At 70.5% G+C, this 17,670-nt stretch carries 16 protein-coding genes and 1 tRNA gene; 5 read left to right on the plus strand and 12 right to left on the minus strand.

Going from position 1 to position 17,670, the window contains the following annotated elements; genetic code table 11:
* Positions 1–269: 269 nt before the first annotated feature.
* The 3 genes from HPS36_RS11365 to HPS36_RS11375 are packed head-to-tail and all read right to left on the minus strand — an operon-like array spanning position 270 to position 3,415.
* Positions 270–2,456, minus strand: coding sequence for a type B DNA-directed DNA polymerase (locus HPS36_RS11365; protein WP_173230215.1), 2,187 nt, complete (start codon positions 2,454–2,456; stop codon positions 270–272).
* Between the two features lie 3 nt (positions 2,457–2,459).
* Complete coding sequence (locus HPS36_RS11370; protein ID WP_173230216.1) at positions 2,460–2,717, minus strand: hypothetical protein; 258 nt, start codon at positions 2,715–2,717, stop codon at positions 2,460–2,462.
* Positions 2,717–3,415, minus strand: a complete 699-nt coding sequence (locus tag HPS36_RS11375; RefSeq protein WP_173230217.1) for a P-loop NTPase family protein — start codon at positions 3,413–3,415, stop codon at positions 2,717–2,719. The genes HPS36_RS11370 and HPS36_RS11375 overlap by 1 nt, the downstream gene beginning before the upstream one ends.
* Positions 3,416–3,711: 296 nt before the next feature.
* On the opposite strand from HPS36_RS11375, the gene HPS36_RS11380 reads away from it, so the two are divergent.
* Positions 3,712–5,211: a replication factor C large subunit gene (locus HPS36_RS11380; protein ID WP_173230218.1), complete on the plus strand. Its 1,500-nt coding sequence runs from the start codon at positions 3,712–3,714 to the stop codon at positions 5,209–5,211.
* A gap of 15 nt (positions 5,212–5,226) precedes the next feature.
* Here HPS36_RS11380 and HPS36_RS11385 read toward each other — a convergent pair whose 3' ends face one another.
* Positions 5,227–6,384: a sensor histidine kinase gene (locus HPS36_RS11385; protein ID WP_173230219.1), complete on the minus strand. Its 1,158-nt coding sequence runs from the start codon at positions 6,382–6,384 to the stop codon at positions 5,227–5,229.
* A gap of 146 nt (positions 6,385–6,530) precedes the next feature.
* On the opposite strand from HPS36_RS11385, the gene HPS36_RS11390 reads away from it, so the two are divergent.
* The gene (locus HPS36_RS11390) at positions 6,531–7,607 is read left to right on the plus strand and encodes a zinc-binding dehydrogenase (protein WP_173230220.1); all 1,077 of its coding nucleotides are present in this window, start codon (positions 6,531–6,533) and stop codon (positions 7,605–7,607) included.
* A 3-nt stretch (positions 7,608–7,610) separates the two neighbouring features.
* Here HPS36_RS11390 and HPS36_RS11395 read toward each other — a convergent pair whose 3' ends face one another.
* From HPS36_RS11395 to HPS36_RS11415, 5 genes are all read right to left on the minus strand, one after another.
* A complete protein-coding gene (locus HPS36_RS11395; RefSeq protein WP_173230221.1) occupies positions 7,611–8,537 on the minus strand; it encodes an amino acid ABC transporter permease in 927 nt (308 codons plus the stop codon).
* Positions 8,537–9,283, minus strand: coding sequence for an amino acid ABC transporter ATP-binding protein (locus tag HPS36_RS11400; RefSeq protein WP_173230222.1), 747 nt, complete (start codon positions 9,281–9,283; stop codon positions 8,537–8,539). The genes HPS36_RS11395 and HPS36_RS11400 overlap by 1 nt, the downstream gene beginning before the upstream one ends.
* A complete protein-coding gene (locus tag HPS36_RS11405) occupies positions 9,280–10,095 on the minus strand; it encodes an amino acid ABC transporter permease (RefSeq protein ID WP_173230223.1) in 816 nt (271 codons plus the stop codon). The genes HPS36_RS11400 and HPS36_RS11405 overlap by 4 nt, the downstream gene beginning before the upstream one ends.
* A 1-nt stretch (position 10,096) precedes the next feature.
* A complete protein-coding gene (locus tag HPS36_RS11410; protein ID WP_137715899.1) occupies positions 10,097–10,900 on the minus strand; it encodes a basic amino acid ABC transporter substrate-binding protein in 804 nt (267 codons plus the stop codon).
* 120 nt (positions 10,901–11,020) lie between these two features.
* Entirely contained in the window at positions 11,021–11,917 is an 897-nt protein-coding gene (locus HPS36_RS11415; RefSeq protein WP_222595372.1) for a COX15/CtaA family protein, read from the minus strand.
* Between the two features lie 217 nt (positions 11,918–12,134).
* Between HPS36_RS11415 and HPS36_RS11420 the strand changes: the two genes are divergently transcribed.
* Complete coding sequence (locus HPS36_RS11420; RefSeq protein WP_173230224.1) at positions 12,135–13,637, plus strand: MATE family efflux transporter; 1,503 nt, start codon at positions 12,135–12,137, stop codon at positions 13,635–13,637.
* Positions 13,638–13,702: 65 nt separating this feature from the next.
* On the opposite strand, the gene HPS36_RS11425 is transcribed toward HPS36_RS11420, so the two are convergent.
* Positions 13,703–14,158, minus strand: coding sequence for a DUF5814 domain-containing protein (locus HPS36_RS11425; RefSeq protein ID WP_173230225.1), 456 nt, complete (start codon positions 14,156–14,158; stop codon positions 13,703–13,705).
* A gap of 158 nt (positions 14,159–14,316) precedes the next feature.
* Here HPS36_RS11425 and HPS36_RS11430 point away from each other — a divergent pair.
* Positions 14,317–14,389 (plus strand) — tRNA-His (locus HPS36_RS11430).
* A gap of 133 nt (positions 14,390–14,522) precedes the next feature.
* Here HPS36_RS11430 and HPS36_RS11435 read toward each other — a convergent pair.
* Both HPS36_RS11435 and HPS36_RS11440 read right to left on the minus strand, forming a co-directional pair.
* Positions 14,523–15,233 (minus strand): hypothetical protein, encoded by a 711-nt coding sequence (locus HPS36_RS11435; RefSeq protein ID WP_173230226.1) that lies wholly within the window; start codon positions 15,231–15,233, stop codon positions 14,523–14,525.
* A gap of 64 nt (positions 15,234–15,297) precedes the next feature.
* Positions 15,298–16,032: an MBL fold metallo-hydrolase gene (locus HPS36_RS11440; RefSeq protein WP_173230227.1), complete on the minus strand. Its 735-nt coding sequence runs from the start codon at positions 16,030–16,032 to the stop codon at positions 15,298–15,300.
* A 191-nt stretch (positions 16,033–16,223) separates the two neighbouring features.
* Here HPS36_RS11440 and HPS36_RS11445 point away from each other — a divergent pair, with 191 nt between their 5' ends.
* A complete protein-coding gene (locus tag HPS36_RS11445; RefSeq protein ID WP_173230228.1) occupies positions 16,224–17,306 on the plus strand; it encodes a hypothetical protein in 1,083 nt (360 codons plus the stop codon).
* Positions 17,307–17,670: the final 364 nt, after the last annotated feature.

Below are 17,670 nucleotides of genomic sequence, written 5' to 3' on the forward strand. Positions count from 1 at the left end.
TGATCTCACGAATCCGGGGCGATAACGCTTACAGCAACAGATATTGATACCTGATTAGCAGCCAAATCACCACGTGCCGAGAGGAACTGCGGCACATGGCGATTTCACGCCAATCGGGACTGAACGTCTCTCCGGCGAGATTTCGCGCCCGCGTGTGCGCCAGCCCCCCATCTCCCCGCGGGAGATGGAGTCGAAATCCCTGCCGACCGAGGCGACACAAGATCAGTTCTGATTAGGGTCAGAGAGACCGGAGAATCAGATGCCCGTTCTCAAAAGCTCGCCAGCGTTTCGTCTCTCGTCTCACTGAGATACTGCCGAATCGCTCCCTCGTCCCAACCGACCACCGACAGCACGCTTTCGACGGCGCGCACAGCGGCATCTTCGTACCACGCGGCGTCGTACCGTGGTACCTCTTCGAACACCAACCTGACCCGCGACGCGCCTCGTGCGTCCGCATCAACGACCACGTATCGAACGGCCTGTCCCGGGGATAGTCCCGCACCCTCGATTGACGCCCGCTTCAGCGCTGCGACGGTGAGCGTCTCCATCGAGTAGTCGTCGACGTCTTTCGACACGCGATTGTCGACGACGAGCGCGTTCGGGTCGACCGTCCCCTCTCGTAGCTCGTCGAGGTGCCGCCGGAGTACGTCGCACACCGCCTCTGGAGAGCGCGTCTCGTCGAACACACGAAGCGCCTCGCTCTGTACTTCTTCGACCCACGTCGGCGTTGAGCGCTGTCGCCCCTCGATGCCCCGCGTTTTGACCGCGTCGCCGAGCCCCGCCTCGGGGTAGTCCTCACCGCAGCGCTTGCCGAAGTACCGAGTGAGCGCTCCCGACTCGGAGTTTCGCATCGGACAGAACGCGACCCACTCGAACTCGCATTCGTACTCTAGCTCGATACCGGCTTCCGCGCTGATCTCGGCGGCGACTTCCTCCAAGGGACGCTGCTCGCGATCGTCGGCCGGAGTCACCCAGATGGAGTCGACGATGCCGTGTACCACGCGCCAGCCGGCCGCTTCAAGTGCGGTCTTCGCGTCGAGGAGGAGCTCGCGAGCGTAGGCGTTGATCGCTTCGTGACACTCGATGCGGCCGAACTTGGCGTTCGAGAAGCCCTGATACCCGAAGCAGGACACGAGGATCCACTTGATCGCTGACGAGGCGGCTTCGAGGCGCTCGCGTTCGTCACCGGCGGCGTCGGGGATCTGTGCTTTGATCTCGCTCCGGGCGTCGATCAGCGGGCCGAGGACCTCCGGCAGGTAGCCGTCTCGATCACAGACGGAGTAGCCGAGTCCTGGCACTTCCTCGGTGTCACAACACCCGCAGCGGACGGTCTCGGGCGAGATGTTGCGGGTTCGGATGATGTTGGGGTACAGGGATGCGAAGTCGAGTTCGTGAACGTCCTCGTGGACGCCGACGTCGGGGGCGAACGTCGTGCCGCCTCGGTCGGCGTCGTCGAGCGTCGACGCCCGCTTGAACAGTTCCGGGCGCCACGCGCGCCACGGCACGAGCACGTCTCGGTCTCTCGCTTCTCGGATCTGCATCGCCGTCAGCACTCGCCCGATGGACGCCCACCCGAGTTCCTGTAACGGGAGCCCGGAGCGCTCGACGAGGTCGAGACAGCCCTCCAGCCCGGACTCATGGTAGAAGAAAGAGTTGGACTCGTCGATGATGACGCGTCCGGGGACCGCGTACCGGGCCGGCGAGTGCCCCACGTTGCCGTACGAGGTGTACGTCGACTCGCCGGCGAGCTTGATGTAGCCCTCCCGCCGACCGAGTTCGAGATCGATGCCGTAGGCGTCGGCCGCCTCGAACAGCAGCGGCACGAGGTCCGCGGTCGAGACGACCAGGACATCGGGATCGCGTTCGTCGAGAATCGCTTGAACGCCGGCGACGGTCTCACCGGGCGACGTGCCGACTCGGTCACCGTCGACGGTGAGCTGCGGCAGCGACTCGATGCCCGATTCGTGACTCGGCAAGTCGAGGTGGAGCGTCCGCAGGTCGCGCACCGAGCGGTCCGGAGCGGCGGGCGTGTCTGTTTCGAGGCAGAAGCGGAGCTGGCGAGTGAAATCAACGTTGTAGCAGGTGTAGGCGTCGGGCTGGCCGAACTCCTGAACGCGACTCGCGATCCTTCGGACCGCCTCGATCGAGGCGGCGTCGACGCGGAGCAGCGGCCGGGCGTCGGTCCGGAACGTCTGCCGGTGGGCCTCGACGCTGAGCCGCTCGACCGCGTCCTGTCCGTCGAGGAAGGACCAGAGGTCTTGGAGCGCGTCCGAGAGCCCGTCGCGGGGCGGCGGCGTCGGATCCGGGCCGCCCGATCGACCGTAGAGATCCCCCGCTGAGTCACCGACGAAGAGCGTCGGGTGGTGGTCTTCGTGAACCTCGCGAGCGGCGCCGTCCGGAGTGAGCGTCCATCGGGCGACGCGGCCGTCACCGAGGTACTCCAGCGTGAGCGTCACGGGCTACGCCTCGGTGAGCGCCTCGACCTGGTCTTCCAGTTCGGCGATTCGGCGCTCCTGTTCGAGGGCGATCGCCATCCACATCGGTGCCAGCGGGTCGGCGGGGTTGAGGTTCCCCGCGGCGTCGGCGTGGTCGCGAGCGTACACGAACAGCCGGTCGAATCGAGACTTGTCCTGCCGCCGGAGGACGCGTCGGAACGGGCGCCAGTCGTCTTCGATCGCGCTCAACTGGTCCCGGTAGGTCGGGTTCGTCCGGCCCATTACCGGATGCTCGGCGCGGCCGCGGCGCGGTCGACGGTCGCTCCCTCGTACATCCGGGCGCGGTGTTCGAGGACCTCCTGCCAGTACGCGAGCGTCGTCTGGAGCCAGCCGTCGTCGGTATGGTAGACGAGCGTCTCCGTGTCGCCGGCGGCGTCCTCGAAGCGCGGGCCGAAGGGCGTCTTCCGGCAGGTGAGGTGCGTCCCCGCGGCGCGGCGGAGGGGCTTCGAGAACGCGTCGTCGCGGCACCGCGTCACGAGAACCGGCGTGTCGTGGACGCGAGCGACGCGGGCGACCGACGCGATCGCGCGGATGAACAGTTGCTCGGCGGTGTCGGCGTCGACATCGGCGGCGCGGTACATGCCGTCGAGGCCGGTCGCGACGACGACCGAGGGCGACTCGCGGGCGGCGAGCCGGCCGGCCAATCGGTCGAGCAGCGAGGTGTGCTGGTGAGCTGTGAACCCGCGAGCGACCTCGATGCGGTCGAGGACGCGGTCGGCCGGGGCGAGTTCGCGGAGGCGCGTCGTGTTGGCCCTGTTCGCGCCGTCGACCCAGAACGCGGGGCCGTCGGCGCCGAGGACGCGGTCGAGCAGGAGCGCCTGGACAGGGGTGACACCGAGTTCGTCGTCGACGTCGACGAGCGTGACGCCCGGCGCGAGCTCCGGGAGGTCGGCGGTCGGTCGTCGGGAACGAGTGGACATGGTAGGGCCGACGTGGAATTGGGTAAAAGGGGTGAGCCATGGACGGGCGGTGAAAGTGGAAGTGGTGACGAGGCCTGGGCCCGTCGAACGACGGGGACGCACACGAGACGGATCTCGGGGTTGTGCCGAGACAAAGTACCCGGCGGCGTTCCGGATCGCGGACCCGCGGAATGGGAGGCGGGCCTGCTCGAGTACTCCGCACCGATTACCGCTCACCCAGGAGTCAGTTTGCTCTGGAGGTCGGCGATCCCGCCCGCTCCGCAACCACTAAACGCGGCTCGCTCCTTGCTCCGGTAATGGCCGACTGGACGGAGAAGTACCGCCCGAGCACGCTCTCGGAGGTGCGCGGCAACGACAAGGCCCGCGACGCGTTCGCGGAGTGGGCCCGGTCGTGGGACGAGCACCGCGAGGCGGTCGTCCTTCACGGCAGCCCGGGCGTCGGGAAGACGAGCGCGGCCCACGCGCTCGCGAACGACATGGGGTGGGAGACGGTCGAGCTCAACGCCTCCGACCAGCGTACCGCCGACGTGATCGAGCGGTTCGCGGGCCGGGCGGCCCGCAACGCCACCCTCGGCGGGAGCGCGGCCGGGGGCGGCGCGGCCGGCGGCGACACCGCCTCGCGTCAGCTCGTCGTCCTCGACGAGGCGGACAACATCCACGGCAACTACGACCGCGGCGGCGCCTCGGCGATCACGAAGCTGGTCAAGGAGTCGGGTCAGCCCATCGTGCTCATCGCCAACGACTACTACGACATGTCGCGCGGGCTCCGGAACGCGACCCAGGAGATCGAGTTCCGCGACGTCTCCGCGCGCTCCATCGTCCCCGTCCTGCGCGACGTCTGCCGCAAGGAGGGGATCGAGTTCGAGTCCGACGCCCTCCAGCGGATCGCGGAGGGGAACCGCGGCGACCTCCGCGGCGCGATAAACGACCTCCAGGCCGCGACGCAAGGGCGCGACTCGATTACGGTCGAGGACGTCGTCACCGGCGACCGGGACAAGGCGCTGGGCCTCTTCCCGTTCCTCGACGCGGTCCTCAAGGAGGAGTCCGCGGAGGAGGCGCTCCAGTCCGCGTACGCCGTCGACGAGACGCCGGACGACCTCTCGCGCTGGATCGAGAACAACGTCCTCGACGTGTACGAGCCCGCGGAGGCGGTCCGCGCGTACGACTTCCTCGCGAACGCGGACGTGTGGCTCGGCCGCGTGCGCGCCACGCAGAACTACTCCTACTGGCGGTACGCGACCGACAACGCGGCCGCGGGCGTCGCGGCCGCCCGCGACGGCGAGAAGGGCGGGTGGACGCGGTACGGCCGCCCGCAGTTCTGGTCGTCGTCGGACGCGACCGCGGACGAGATCGTCGGCAAGATCGCGGCCGCGAGCGGGTGTAGCGTCGCGACCGCCCGCCGCGAGGTGCTGCCGTTCCTCGAGGCCGTCACCCACCACTGTAAGCCCCGCGAGCTGACCGTCGCGATGGCGGCGGCCTACGACCTCGACGAGGCGGGCGTCGCCTTCGTCACCGGCTCCGGCGAGTCGACGAACAAGGTGGCGTCGATCGTCGAGGACGCGCAGGCCCGCCGCGAGGAGCTGATCGAGGAACACGCCGACGGGGCCTTCGCGCTCGACGGCGCCCGCCGCGGCGACGAGGGCGACGCGGCCGCGGAGACCGCGGACCGCGACGGCGACGGTTCCGGGTCGACCGATCCCGAGAGCGACCTGGCCGACTCGGGTGAGGAGTCGGCCGACGACGAGTCCTCAGACGAGAGCGACGACGATCAGGCTGGTCTGACCGACTTCATGTGAGCCGGAGCCGGTCGCTCATCGACTCCCGCCGCCGCTGAGCCGGGGCGAGTTCGGATCCGTGTCGGTTCCGCTCGGCGTCGGGGAGTCGACCGCGTCCGCGCAGCGGAACTCGAACCGCGCGCCGCCCTCGCGACTCTCGGTCACCGAGACGGTCCAGTCGTGCGCCGCCGCGATCCGCCCGACGATCGCCAGCCCGAAGCCGGTGCCGTCGGGGGCGGTCGTGTGGCCCGGCTCGAAGACGGCGTCCCGCTGGTCGGGGTCGATCCCCGGGCCGTCGTCCGCGACGTAGAACCCCTCGTCCGTCCGCCCGACGCGGACGCGGACCGCGGCGGCGTCGGGGGCGCTCGGGTCGCCGCCCGCCGAACCCGATCCCGGTGCGAACGTGCCCGGCGCGACGCGACCGGCCGAGTCAGATTCGTCGTCCGCGGGGGCGGCGTCGGCCGACCCGGACTCGTCGGGCGCGCCGTGTTCGATGGCGTTCCGGAAGAGGTTCTCGAGGCACTGCCGGAGTCGCTCCGAGTCGCCCGTCACGGTCGGGAGCGGTCCGTCCACGACGAGCGCGGCGTCGGCCGGCTCGCCGACGGTCCGCCACGCGCGGTCCACGACCGACCGCAGGTCTGTCGGCTCGGCGGTCCGGACCGTCTTCCCCTCCTTGGCCAGCGTCAGGAGGTCCGAGATGAGGTCGTCCATGCGGTCGAGCGCGTTGAGGGCGCGGTCCAGCCGCTCGCTCGACGCGTCCCCGTCGAGCTCGGCGGCCAGTTCGACGTTCCCGAACGCGACCGAGAGCGGGTTCCGGAGGTCGTGCGAGACGACGCTCGCGAACTCGTCGAGCCGCTCTCGCTGGCGTTCCAGCCGCTTCCGGCGCTCGACGCGCTCGTCCGCGGGGAACAGGTACCCGACCACGTCGCCGCCGTCCGTCGCCCGGCCGCGCTCGTGGACCCACTGCGGCTCCCCGTCGGAGACGACGCGGTACACCACGTCGACCGGGGCGGCGTCGAGCGCCTCGCGGAGCCGCTCGCGGTCCTCGTCGACCACGCAGTCGAGCCAGCCGCCCTCCGCGCGCTCCGGGACCTCGATCCGGGACTCCCCGGACGCCTCGATCACGAACCGCGACGGATCCCCCGCAGGCCGGTGGTAGGCGATCCCGGGGCGTCGTTCCATCGCTGGGGACACGTGTCAACGAGACTACTCGGCCAGTATAAACCTTACTCGCCTATCACTTGTCATACGCTGAGATCAAGTCTGAAAAGTGCGAAAATAACGAGAAACGCCCCCGCGACGCCGAGAGACCTTTGTCGCGGCCCCCGATGGATCGTCGTATGCGCGCAGCGATCCTCCAGGAGTACGGCGAGCCGCTGACCGTCCGCGACCTCCCCGAGCCCGATCCGGACCCGGACGGCGCCGTCGTCAGCGTCGACGCCTGCGGCGTCTGCCGCAGCGACTGGCACGCCTGGGCCGGCCACGGCGAGTGGGCGGACGACCGCGTCCCGCGCGGCCAGGTCCTCGGCCACGAGCCGGCCGGCGAGGTGGTCGCCGTCGGCGGCGAGGTCGACCGGTTCGAACCCGGCGACCGCGTCGTCGTCCCCTTCTCGCTCGGCGACGGCACCTGCCCGCACTGCCGCCGCGGGGCCGGCAACGTCTGCGAGGACGGCCGGGCGCTGGGGTTCGAGGCCGCCGCGCCGGGCGCGTTCGCGGAGCGCGTGGCCGTCCCGGCGGCCGACTACAACCTCGTCGAGCGCCCCGAGTGGCTCGGCGCGACCGCGGCCGCGGCGCTCGGCTGTCGCTACATGACCGCGTACCACGCCCTCGCCGAGCGGACGACCGTCGGCGGGGGCGACGCCGTCGCGGTCCACGGCTGCGGGGGCGTCGGGCTCTCCGCGGTCCAGATCGCCGCCGCGCTGGGCGCCCGCGTGGTCGCGGTCGACCTCGACCCCGACGCCCTCGCGCTCGCGGCCGAGTTCGGCGCGGCCGAGACCGTGAACCCGGAGTCGCTCCAAGGAGACGGGTCCGTCCCCGAGCGGGTCCGCGCCCTCACCGACGGCGGCGCCGACGTCTCGCTCGACGCCCTGGGGATCGCGGAGACCTGCCGCAACTCAATCCGGTCGCTGCGCCCGCGCGGCACGCACGTCCAGGTCGGGCTCACCACGGACGCGGAACGCGGCGAGGTGTCGCTGCCGACCGACTGGATGACGCGCTGGGAGATATCCTTCCTCGGCTCGCGCGGGATGCCGCCGACGAGCTACCCGGACCTGTTCGCGCTGATCGAGGCGACCGGGATCGACCCCGGCGCGCTGGTCGCCCGCGAGCTGTCGCTGTCGGAGGTCTCGGACCGGCTCGCCGCCATGGACGAGTACGACGTGCGGGGCGTCGAGGTCGTCACCGACTTCGAGGGGTGAGCGTCACCGCTCCCGGTCCGCCCCGAGCCCGGGGATCGCGACGCGCTCGTCGACGCGCTCCATGACCTTCGACGCCGTCAACACGAGCGCGAGGTACATCGCGCCGAGCACGAGGAAGACGGTGGTGTACCGGAAGGTGTCGCTCGCGACCTGATTGGCCAGGTAGTACAGCTCCGGGACCGTGATGAAGCCCGCCAGCGACGAGTACTTGATCAGGTAGACGAACTCGTTCGTCCACGAGGGGATCGCGTAGCGGAGCGCCTGCGGGAGGACGACGTAGTATATCGACTCCAGCTTCGAGAGCCCGATCGCCCGCCCCGCGGTGATCTGCCCGTCGTCGACGCTCTCGACCGCGCCGCGGATGTACTCGGCCTGGTACGCCGCCCCGTTGAGGGTGAACCCGAGAATCGCCACCCAGACCACCTCGCGCGGGAAGACGCCGGACAGCACCGCCGGGACCGACGCCGCCAGGTTCAGCCCGTAGTAGAGCACGAACAGCTGCGCGAGCAGCGGCGTGCCGCGCAGCAGCTCGGTGTAGCCCAAGGAGAGCCACGCGGAGAACCGACCGTACACCCGCGCGACGGCCAGCGGCACGGCGATGAAGAAGCCGCAGACGAGGCTCACGCCGGTGATGACCACGGTGAGCCACGTCCCCTGCGCGAGGATCGGCGAGAGTTCGACCACGAACGCGGCGTCGGCCGCCAGCCCGGCGAGCCCCGGCACGCCGGCGAGCGCGGCCTCGACGGCGTCCGGCGAGACGAGCGGCTCGCCGACCGGGGCGATCACGCCGCCGAGCCATCGGTTCCCCCAGCTGACGACGAGCCAGCCCCAGAACAGCGCGCCGGCGGCAACCAGCAGTATCCGGCCGGCGGACTCGTCCGCGTCGGCCACGCGCTCGCCGACCGTCCGCGGTCGCGTCGCCCCCGCCATCACTCGTGGCTCGCGATTCGGTCGAGGAAGCGGGCGGTCCGGTCCTTCTCGGGGCGTTCGAACAGCTGCTCTGGCGGCCCGCGCTCGACGACCCGGCCGTCGTCCAGGAAGACGACCTCATCGGCGACGGCCCGCGCGAAGCTCATCTCGTGAGTGACGACGAGCATCGTCATCCCGTCCTCGACCAGTCCGCGCATCACCTCCAGCACCTCGCCGATGAGCTCGGGGTCGAGCGCGCTCGTCGGCTCGTCGAACAGCATGAGCTTCGGCTCCATCGCCAGCGCGCGGGCGATCCCCACGCGCTGCTGTTGGCCGCCCGACAGCTCCGCGGGGTACGAGTCGAGCTGGTCGGCGAGTCCCACGCGCTCAAGCTGGTCCGCCGCGCGGTCCCGGGCCGCGTCCTCGGAGAGCCCGAGCACGCGCCGGGGCCCGAGCGCGACGTTGCCGACCGCGGTGAGGTGCGCGAACAGGTTGAAGCTCTGGAACACCATCCCCACCTCGCGGCGGAGCTCGTCCACGTCGGTGTCGGGCGAGAGCACCTCCTCGCCGTCCAGCGTGATCGAGCCCTCCTGGGCCTCCGCGAGCCGGTTGACGCAGCGGAGCATCGTCGACTTCCCGGAGCCGGACGGCCCGATCAGGACGGTCACGTCGCCGCGGTCCATCTCGAAGGAGACCTCGTCGAGCACCTGCTCGTCGCCGTACCACTTCGAGACCGCGTCCACGCGGAGGAAGTCGTCGTCAGTCACGCCGACTCCCCCTCCGGGATCGCGTAGCGGGTGCCGAGGTAATCGAGCGCGCGGTTCGTCGTGAACGTGAGGACGAAGTAGATGGCACTGATGAACAGGATGACTTCGAGGACCGCGGTCGTCTGCTCCGTGAACAGGTCGTAGCCGCGGGTCAGGAGCTCCGCGAGGCCGATCGCGAAGACGATGCTCGTGTCCTTCAACACGATGGTGAACTCGTTCTGGAACCCCGGGATCGACCGGCGGAGCGCCTGCGGGACGACGACGTACCGGATCGCCTCGAACCGGGAGAGCCCGACGGCCCGGCCCGCCTCCAGCTGTCCGTCGTCGACGCTCGACAGGGACGCGCGGAAGATCTGCGACTGGTACGCCGCGCTCCGCAGCCCGAGTCCGAGGATACCCGCCGAGATCGCCGGCGAGATCGACCCGACCCCGAGGTTCACCTGCGGGACGCCGAGGACGAAGTACATGACGAGGAGGATGACCACGATGGGGGTCCCGCGGAGGACGACGCCGGCCGTCTCCACGAGCCGCTTCGAGAGCCCGTCCCCGTACACCTCCACCGCGCCGGCCGGGAAGCCGACGAGGAAGCCGAGCAGGATCGACGCGACGGTGAGCCCGACGGTCAACAGGAGCCCGCCGCCGAGGTAGTCGGCGTTCCGGACGACGAACCACCAGTCCGCGGGGTCGCCGACGAGCCACCAGTCGACCGACTCGGCGGCCGACAGGAGGGCGCCGCCCGCCGTCGGGTCCGGGGCCCCGAGGCTGGCGAGGCTGGCAGCCGCGGCGAGCGCGAGCGACCCCGAAACCGACATCCTACTCCTGCCCGAACCAGGTGTTGGTGATCTCCTGGTACGTGCCGTCGTCGCGGACGGTCTGGAGGCCGTCGTTGAGCGCGGACTGGAGCTCCGACTCGTTCTGCCGGATGCCGAAGCCGAACTGCTCGCCGGTCTCCTCGACGAACGCGATCGTCACGTCGCGGTTCGCGGCGAAGGTCTCGGCGACGGGGTTGTCGACGACGACCGCGTCGATGTTGCCGTTCGCGAGGTCCTCGACGGCGAGGACGTAGCTGCCGTACGTCGAGAAGCTGTCCGACGAGATGATCCCCTCGTCGACGAGGTTCGTCTCGACCTGGTTCGCGCCGGTGGTGCCGGACTGCGCGCCGACCCGGGTGCCCTCGAAGTCGCTCCACCCGGACGGCTGGAAGTCGCCGCCCTCGCGCACGAGGATCGCCTGGTCGGACTCCCAGTAGGGGTCCGAGAAGGCGATCGTCTGCCGGCGCTCCTCGTTGATCGTCATCGCGGCGGCGATGACGTCGATCTCCTCGTTCTGTGTGAGCGCCGGGATGAGCCCCTCGAACTCGAAGGTCGCCCACTCGCCGATCTCGTAGTCGGTCTCGGCGACGACCGCCTCGAGCAGGTCGATGTCGTACCCGACCAGCTCGCCGTCCTGCCGCATCTCGAACGGCGGGAACCCGGGGGCGGTCCCGGGGGTGATCGTCGTGGCGCTCCCGCCGTCGCCGAGGCAGCCGGCGACGCCGGTCAGTCCGACGGCGGCCGATCCGCCGGTCAGCTTCAGGTACGTCCGACGGCTCACGTCGGTGTGGGTGCGGCGTGTCATACCTGTGCGAGTACGGGGAGCGATTTCAACCTTTCCTCCCTCGGGCGGCCCAGACGCGCATCTGCCGGTCCGACGCCGCCCGTTCGGGTCGACCGAGGGCGTCCGACGCCGGGGCGCCGCTCAGTCGCCGCCGATCGGCGCGGCGCCGTCGCGCATCTCGTCGGCCCCGCGGAGGGTCCACGCCGCGCCCGCGGCGAGCGCGATCGCGACGCCCAGCGCGACGAGGTTGACCTGCTGCCAGACGGCGGTGTACAGGACGAGGTCGCGGCCGAGCAGCAGCGTGCCGACGAGCGCGCCCATCGAGCCGAGGGCGAGCGCGCGGACGCTCCCGGCGGTGCCGGCGTCGAGCCCGTCGTACCCGCCGCGGACGGCCTCCGTGGCGTACGCGACCGTCGCGACGAGCCCGAGGTGGCCGGCGAGGCCCGTGATGTAGAACGCCGCCTGCGCGGGCGGCGCGTAGGTGAGGAACGGCACCGCGCGCGAGAAGGCCGCGCTGGCGACGACGCCGGCGACCGCGATCCCGGCCGCCACCCGGAGGAGCCGCGCGGTCCCGCGCCCGCCGCCCCAGATGGTCGCCAGTCCGAGCAGCGTGAAGATGGTCAGCGCGACGACCAGGTGCGCGGCGTGCGTCGACACCGTGTACCCGCCGGGGACGAGCCCGCTGAGGGTGACCGTGATCGCGCCGACGGTGATCTGGAGGGGTAAGATTGCGACCGCGAGCGTCGCCGCCAGCCTGGTCCGCCGGTCGAACCCGGACCCGAGCCACGTCCACCCGGCGACCCCGATGATGAGGAAGCCGGTCACCATCGCCCACGCGCGGTGGAACCACTCGATGAAGTCGGGGTTGATCGTCAGCGCCGGGATGAGCTGGTCGGAACACAGCGGCCACTGGGCCTGGCACGCGAGCCCGGAGCCGGTCGCCGCGGTGTAGACGCCGAGCGAGAAGAGGACGAGCGTCATCCCCGTCGTCGCCGCCGCGTATCGCCTGAACGTTAGCCACGCGGGCCGAAGACTCATTGGCGGATTTCGGGCGTGCGCGCACTTAGACCGTTCGGCCGCTCCTCGTCGCCGGGAAGCGCTCGCCGCGGGCCGCCGGCTTCCGAACCCTTTTGACTGACTAGTCAGTCAGTATTGGTATACACCGAATGGCCGACACGGACCGCCGGATCCCCGATCCCCCGCACAGTCCCCTCCCCGAACGCGACGGCTCGGCTCCAGCGGAGGCGGTCGCCTGATGGGCCTCCGCGACGCCGTCGGCTCGCTGTTCAAGGGCGCCGACGAACTCGACCTCACCTCCGGCGACATCGGGTGGCCGCTGTTCTTCCTCTCCCTCCCGATCGTCGTCCAGAACCTCTTTCAGGTGCTGTACAACCTGGCGGACACCTTCTGGCTCGGGCGCTACAGCACCGAGGCGCTGTCCGCGATCACGTTCGCGTTCCCGATCGTCTTCCTGATGATCTCGCTGGCGCTCGGCGTCTCCGTCGCCGGGAGCGTCCTCGTCGCCCAACACACCGGCGCCGGCAACGAGGAGCGCGCCGCCTACGCCGCCTCGCAGACGATGGCGTACGCCGCCGTCATCTCCGTCGTCTTCGGCGTGCTGGGCTACGTCCTCGTCGACGACATCACGGCGCTCCTCGGCGTGAACGAGACCGTCGCGCCGCTCGTCGTCGAGTACATGCGCGTGTACGCGGTGGGCCTCTTCGCCGTCTTCGGCTTCGCGGTGTTCATGTCGCTGATGCGCGGCTACGGCGACACCGTGACGCCGATGTACGTCATGGCCGGCTCGGTCGTCCTCAACATCCTCCTGGACCCGATCTTCATCTTCGGGTTCGACGCGAACCCGCTGTTCGGCGCGCTCGGCCTCGGCGGCGTCGAGGCCGCCGCCCTCGACGCGACCGGGTTCACCGGGTGGGGCATCGGCGGCGCCGCGATCGCGACGGTCGGGTCCCGGGCGCTCGCGCTCCTCGTCGGACTCCGGATCATGTTCCGCGGGGACCGCGGGGTCCAGATCCGGCTCTCGGAGATGCTCCCCGACCCGGATTTCGGGAAGACGATCCTCGGCATCGGGCTGCCGGCCTCCGCGGAGGGCGCCGCTCGCTCGGTCTCGATCACCGCGCTCCTCCTCGTCGTCGCCAACTTCCCGAACGCGGTGAGCGGGGCGTACGGCATCGGGACGCGGATCTTCTCGGTCATCTTCCTGCCGGCGCTCGCCGTCTCGCAGGGGATCGAGACGATGACGGGGCAGAACATCGGCGCCGGGGAGCTGGACCGCGCCGCCGAGACGAACCACTTCGGCGCCCGCGCCATGCTCGGGCTGCTCACGGTCGGCGGCGGGGTCATCGTCCTCGCCGCGCGACCGATCGCGGGCGTCTTCTCCCCGGACCCGGCGGTCGTCGACCACGCGACGACGTTCCTCCGAGTGAGCGGTCTGTCGTTCGGGTTCATCGGCGCCATGCGCGCCTACACTGGCGGCTTTCGCGGCGCCGGCCACACGATGATCGCGGCCGTCATCTCGCTGATCACGCTCGGCTTCGTCCGGCTCCCGGTCGCGTGGGTTGCGGCCGGCTCGCTCGGGGCGATGGGCCTCTGGATCGCGTTCCCGGTCTCGAACGTCGTCGGCGGCGTCGTCGCGTACCTCTGGTTCAAACGCGACACGTGGCGCGACGGGAACCTCACCGAGAGCGACTCGCCGGCGGAGGAGATCGGGTCCGACATCCCGTCCGCCGACGGCGACTGACGCCCGAATCGTTCAGGGCGTCGGCGGGCGGGCGCCGTGTCGGCGGATTGGCCTCGTTTCTGTCGCTATCCGGACAGCTCCCGCTTCGCCTTCCGGGCCCGCTCGGACATCTCGCCGTTGCCGTCGACGTCCGCGAGCGTCCCGATCGCCTCCAACTTGCGGACGGAGTCGTCGAGGAAGGAGAGCACGTCGCCGGTGTAGGCGTACACCATGTAGTCGTCGGTCATCACGTCGACGATGGCCTGCGGCCCGAGCCCCTCGGCGCGCAGTTCGAGGACGTAGCGCATGAACTTCTCCTCGGGACAGCCGCAGTAGGGGTTCGAATCGCAGTCGCAGTCGAGGAAGTCCTCCGCGAAGTCGAGGACGCGGTCGCGGGTCGTCTCGTCGAGCTTCGAGAGCCCGTCGCCGGTGAACAGCAGGTCGAGGGTGGCGCCGGCGAACGCCCCCTTCGGGATGTTCGCCTCCAGCTGCGAGGCGAGCTGCCGGTGGTTTTTCACGTAGATCTTGTCGGTGAAGGCCACGGTTATCGGCCGATACGCCGGCGCGCCCCAAAAGCGACGCGGTGAGCGGGGGCTGGCGGCGACTCGCTCGGCCGTTCCGCTCGGGGCGCCACTCGATGCCACGCCCGTCCGGGAGTCGTAACCGTTATTTACCGAAGCGAGGTACGTTTCGACGCGTGTCCGGGTTAGGGTAGTGGACTATCCTTCAGCCTTGTGGAGGCTGAGACGCGGGTTCAATTCTCGCACCCGGACCTTCTCGCGGCGAGCAACACCGCGAGCCGCGCGGTTGCGCGGAGAATTGAACTAGGGAGCGACGCGAGCGAACGCGAGCGGCGCGACCGGAGTTCAATTCTCGCACCCGGACCTTTGGCAAACCGAGGGTGCGTTAGAGCCCGGAGGTCTCGCCGACGGCGTCTTCGAGCCGGTCCAGAAACCCCGTTTCGTGTTGCTCGTCGACGTGCGCGATGTTCCACAGTCCGGAGTCGGCTATCTCGTCGCGAGGACTCTCCCGCCCTAACCACTCGTCGCTCCGGGCGTCGACGGTGTCACGCTCGTAGTTGCTGAGGAGCGCGATCGCGTTCCGCTCGACGTATGCGCGGTCGCTCTCGGGGGCCGGCTCGTCCTCGATCTCGACCCACAGGAACGGGAGGTCGCGAATGTACTCGCTGACTCGGCGCTCGTGAGCCAACTCCGCGAGGCGACGCTCACGGTCGGCGGTCGCCCCCTCACCCCAGTGCGGGTACTCGTCGCCGAGCCCGTCCCGCTCGATCATGGCTCGCCCGACGTGCTTGCGGAACACCGAGCCGCGGTGATTCCCGCCGCCCTCGTAGCTCCCGCGGTTCGCTCCCCGGTGCGTCCGCAGCCGATTCCACAGCGACGTTCCGGACCCCGTCGAGACGGCGTGCGTTCCGACGCGCGTGACTCGTAGCTGGTCTGTGGCCTCTCGGGTCTCCCCGCTCGCGAAAAAGAAGTAGACCCCTCGCTCGGGCCAGTCCATGCGTCCGGTACACTCCGCGAGGCGTCGCTTCCCGCCGACGTTCGCTTCGAGGCGATCGAGGAGGTCGTAGAACCGACCGAGGTCCGCGGCACGGGACATGCGAGTCCGTTCCGGGGTGACGCACAAAGTCGCCGGGGGTCCGCAGGGTGGAACGGCGTGGCGGTTAGAACCCGACCCGCTCCCCGTCCTCGGGAACCAGCACGTCCTCCGTCGCCGCCCGGAGTTCCTCCCGCGAGAGCAGGCAGTGGTTGATCGCCTCCATGTGGACCACGGCGACCGCGGCGTCGGTCGCCTCGCGCACGGCCCGTACGTCGTCGACGCCCATCGTGATCGGCTCGCCCTCGTTGAACCGCGCCGCGCCCCCGTTGAGGACGACCGCGTCGGGATCGAACCGGGCGAGCGTCTCGGCGACGGGCTCGTACCAGACCGTGTCGCCGGCGAGGTACAGCGTCTCCGCGCCCTCGACGACGAACCCGGAGACGGGCCCCATCGCCTCGGCCAGTTCTCCGTGTCCGTGGCGACCGGGCGTCCGGTGGAGCGTGACGCCGCCGAACGACGCCGTCTCCTCGACGGGCCGCACGTCGGTGAACCCGTCCTCGACGAACGCGTCTTCTTCGGCCGGCTGGCAGAACAGCGGCACGTCCGGGTCGAGCGCTTCGACCGCCGCCTCGTCGAAGTGGTCCGGGTGGCGGTGGGTGACGACCACCGCGTCGTGCGACAGGTCGACGTCCGGCATCGGCACGAGCGGGTTGTTCCGGTCGTTCGGCGTGTCGTCGATCGGCGGCAGCGCGCCCTCCTCGGCGAACAGGGGATCGACGAGGAAGGTCGTCTCGTCCACGGTCGCGAGGACCGTGGCGTTGCGGGCGAGGGTGACGTCGAGGGCGGCGTCGGTCGACATACCGCCCCTTCGGCGAGCGCGGTGTTGTGGCTTGCGGCGGGACCCCCGCCGACCGCGGCGTCCGCGAGTTATTTGTCGGCCGCGGGTCAACCCGTGCGTCATGAACGGATGTGAGTCGACGTGAGCCCGCGCGGTCTGCGCTCAACGAGCGACGGGACCGGCGACGACCTCTCGGTGCGCGTCGAACCGCGATGAGCGGGTCGACCGAGGGGTCGTCGAGCGCGAGCGGCGACGCGGACGCCGCCGACGCGGGCGGCACGGACACCGCCGACACGATGCGCGAGCGCGCCGGCGAGAACCGGGTGAAGCTCTGGCTGCTGTTGCGCGCGGACCGGCTCGTCGTCGCGGCGGTGCTGACGCTCGCCGTCTTCGTCGCGTTCGTCGCCGTCGCGGTCGCGATATCGCCGTCGCTCGCGACGAAGGTCGGGTCGAGCGACCCCGTCGAGACGCTGTTCGCGTCGATGATCACGGCGATCGTCACGGGGGCGACGCTCGTCGTCACGATCGGACAGCTCGTGCTCACGCAGGAGAACGGCCCGCTCGGCGACCAGCGGGACCGCATGGACGACACGCTCGCCGTCCGGGACGACATCGCGGACCTGACCGGCGGGCCGACGCCCACGGACCCGGCCGCGTTCCTCGACGCGATCCTCGGCGCCGCGGCGGGGCGCGCTCGGGACCTCCGCGACTCGGTTGCGGGGCAGGGTGACGACGGCGACGAGTCGGACCGGGACGCGCTCCGAGCGGAGGTCGACGACCTCGCGACGGGGCTCACCGGGAACGCCGACGCCGTGCGCGGCCAGCTCGACGGCGCCGAGTTCGGCTCCTTCGACGTCGTCTTCGCCGCGCTGAACTTCGACTACGGGCCGAAGATCGGACAGATAGAGCGCATCGCCACCGAGCACGACGACGCCCTCACCGACGACGAGCGGGGGCTCCTCGACGAGCTGAAAGCGACCGTGTCGCTGTTCGGGCCCGCCCGCGAGCACGTCAAGACGCTGTACTTCCAGTGGGCGCTGATCGACCTCTCGCGGCTCATCCTCTACGCCGCGGTGCCGGCGCTGGTCGTCGCGGGACTCATGGTCACGGTCGTCGACGCCGGCACGTTCCCGGGGAGCACGCTCGGCGTCGCCCACGTGACGCTCGCCGTCGGCGGCGCGTTCGCGGTCGCGCTCCTCCCGTTCTCGCTTTTCGTCTCCTACCTGCTCCGCGTGCTCACGCTCGCGAAGCGCACGCTCGCCATCGGGCCGCTGGTGCTGCGCGACTCCGAGTAGCGGGCGCGGTCGCTCTCTGAGAGACGGCGCGCTCGGGGGCGGAAGATGTCGCCCGCGACACTAACGACCGGTCTCATCTCCGGCGGCGTGCCGCGTCGACCGGGAAACCCTCGTGGCGGGCGGTCGCCTGCGCGGCGACGGGCGGGTCGCGTCTGCGACCGATGTCACGCGCCTGGGTTCTCCGCGCTGTCATCGCTCCCATCGGGGAGTACTCGGGCGGGGACTGATGGCGCGCGGCTGCCGATACCCGCCGACCGAAGTTAAAACGTCCGTCCGCGGCGCCCGGCGTCGAACTCGGACGTAGCGTGAGAGTGTCACGCATTCCTATTTGTCACGTGTTAGCCGTCGGAGCGGATCCGGAGAC

Source organism: Halorubrum salinarum (genome assembly GCF_013267195.1).
Classification (GTDB): Archaea; Halobacteriota; Halobacteria; order Halobacteriales; family Haloferacaceae; genus Halorubrum; species Halorubrum salinarum.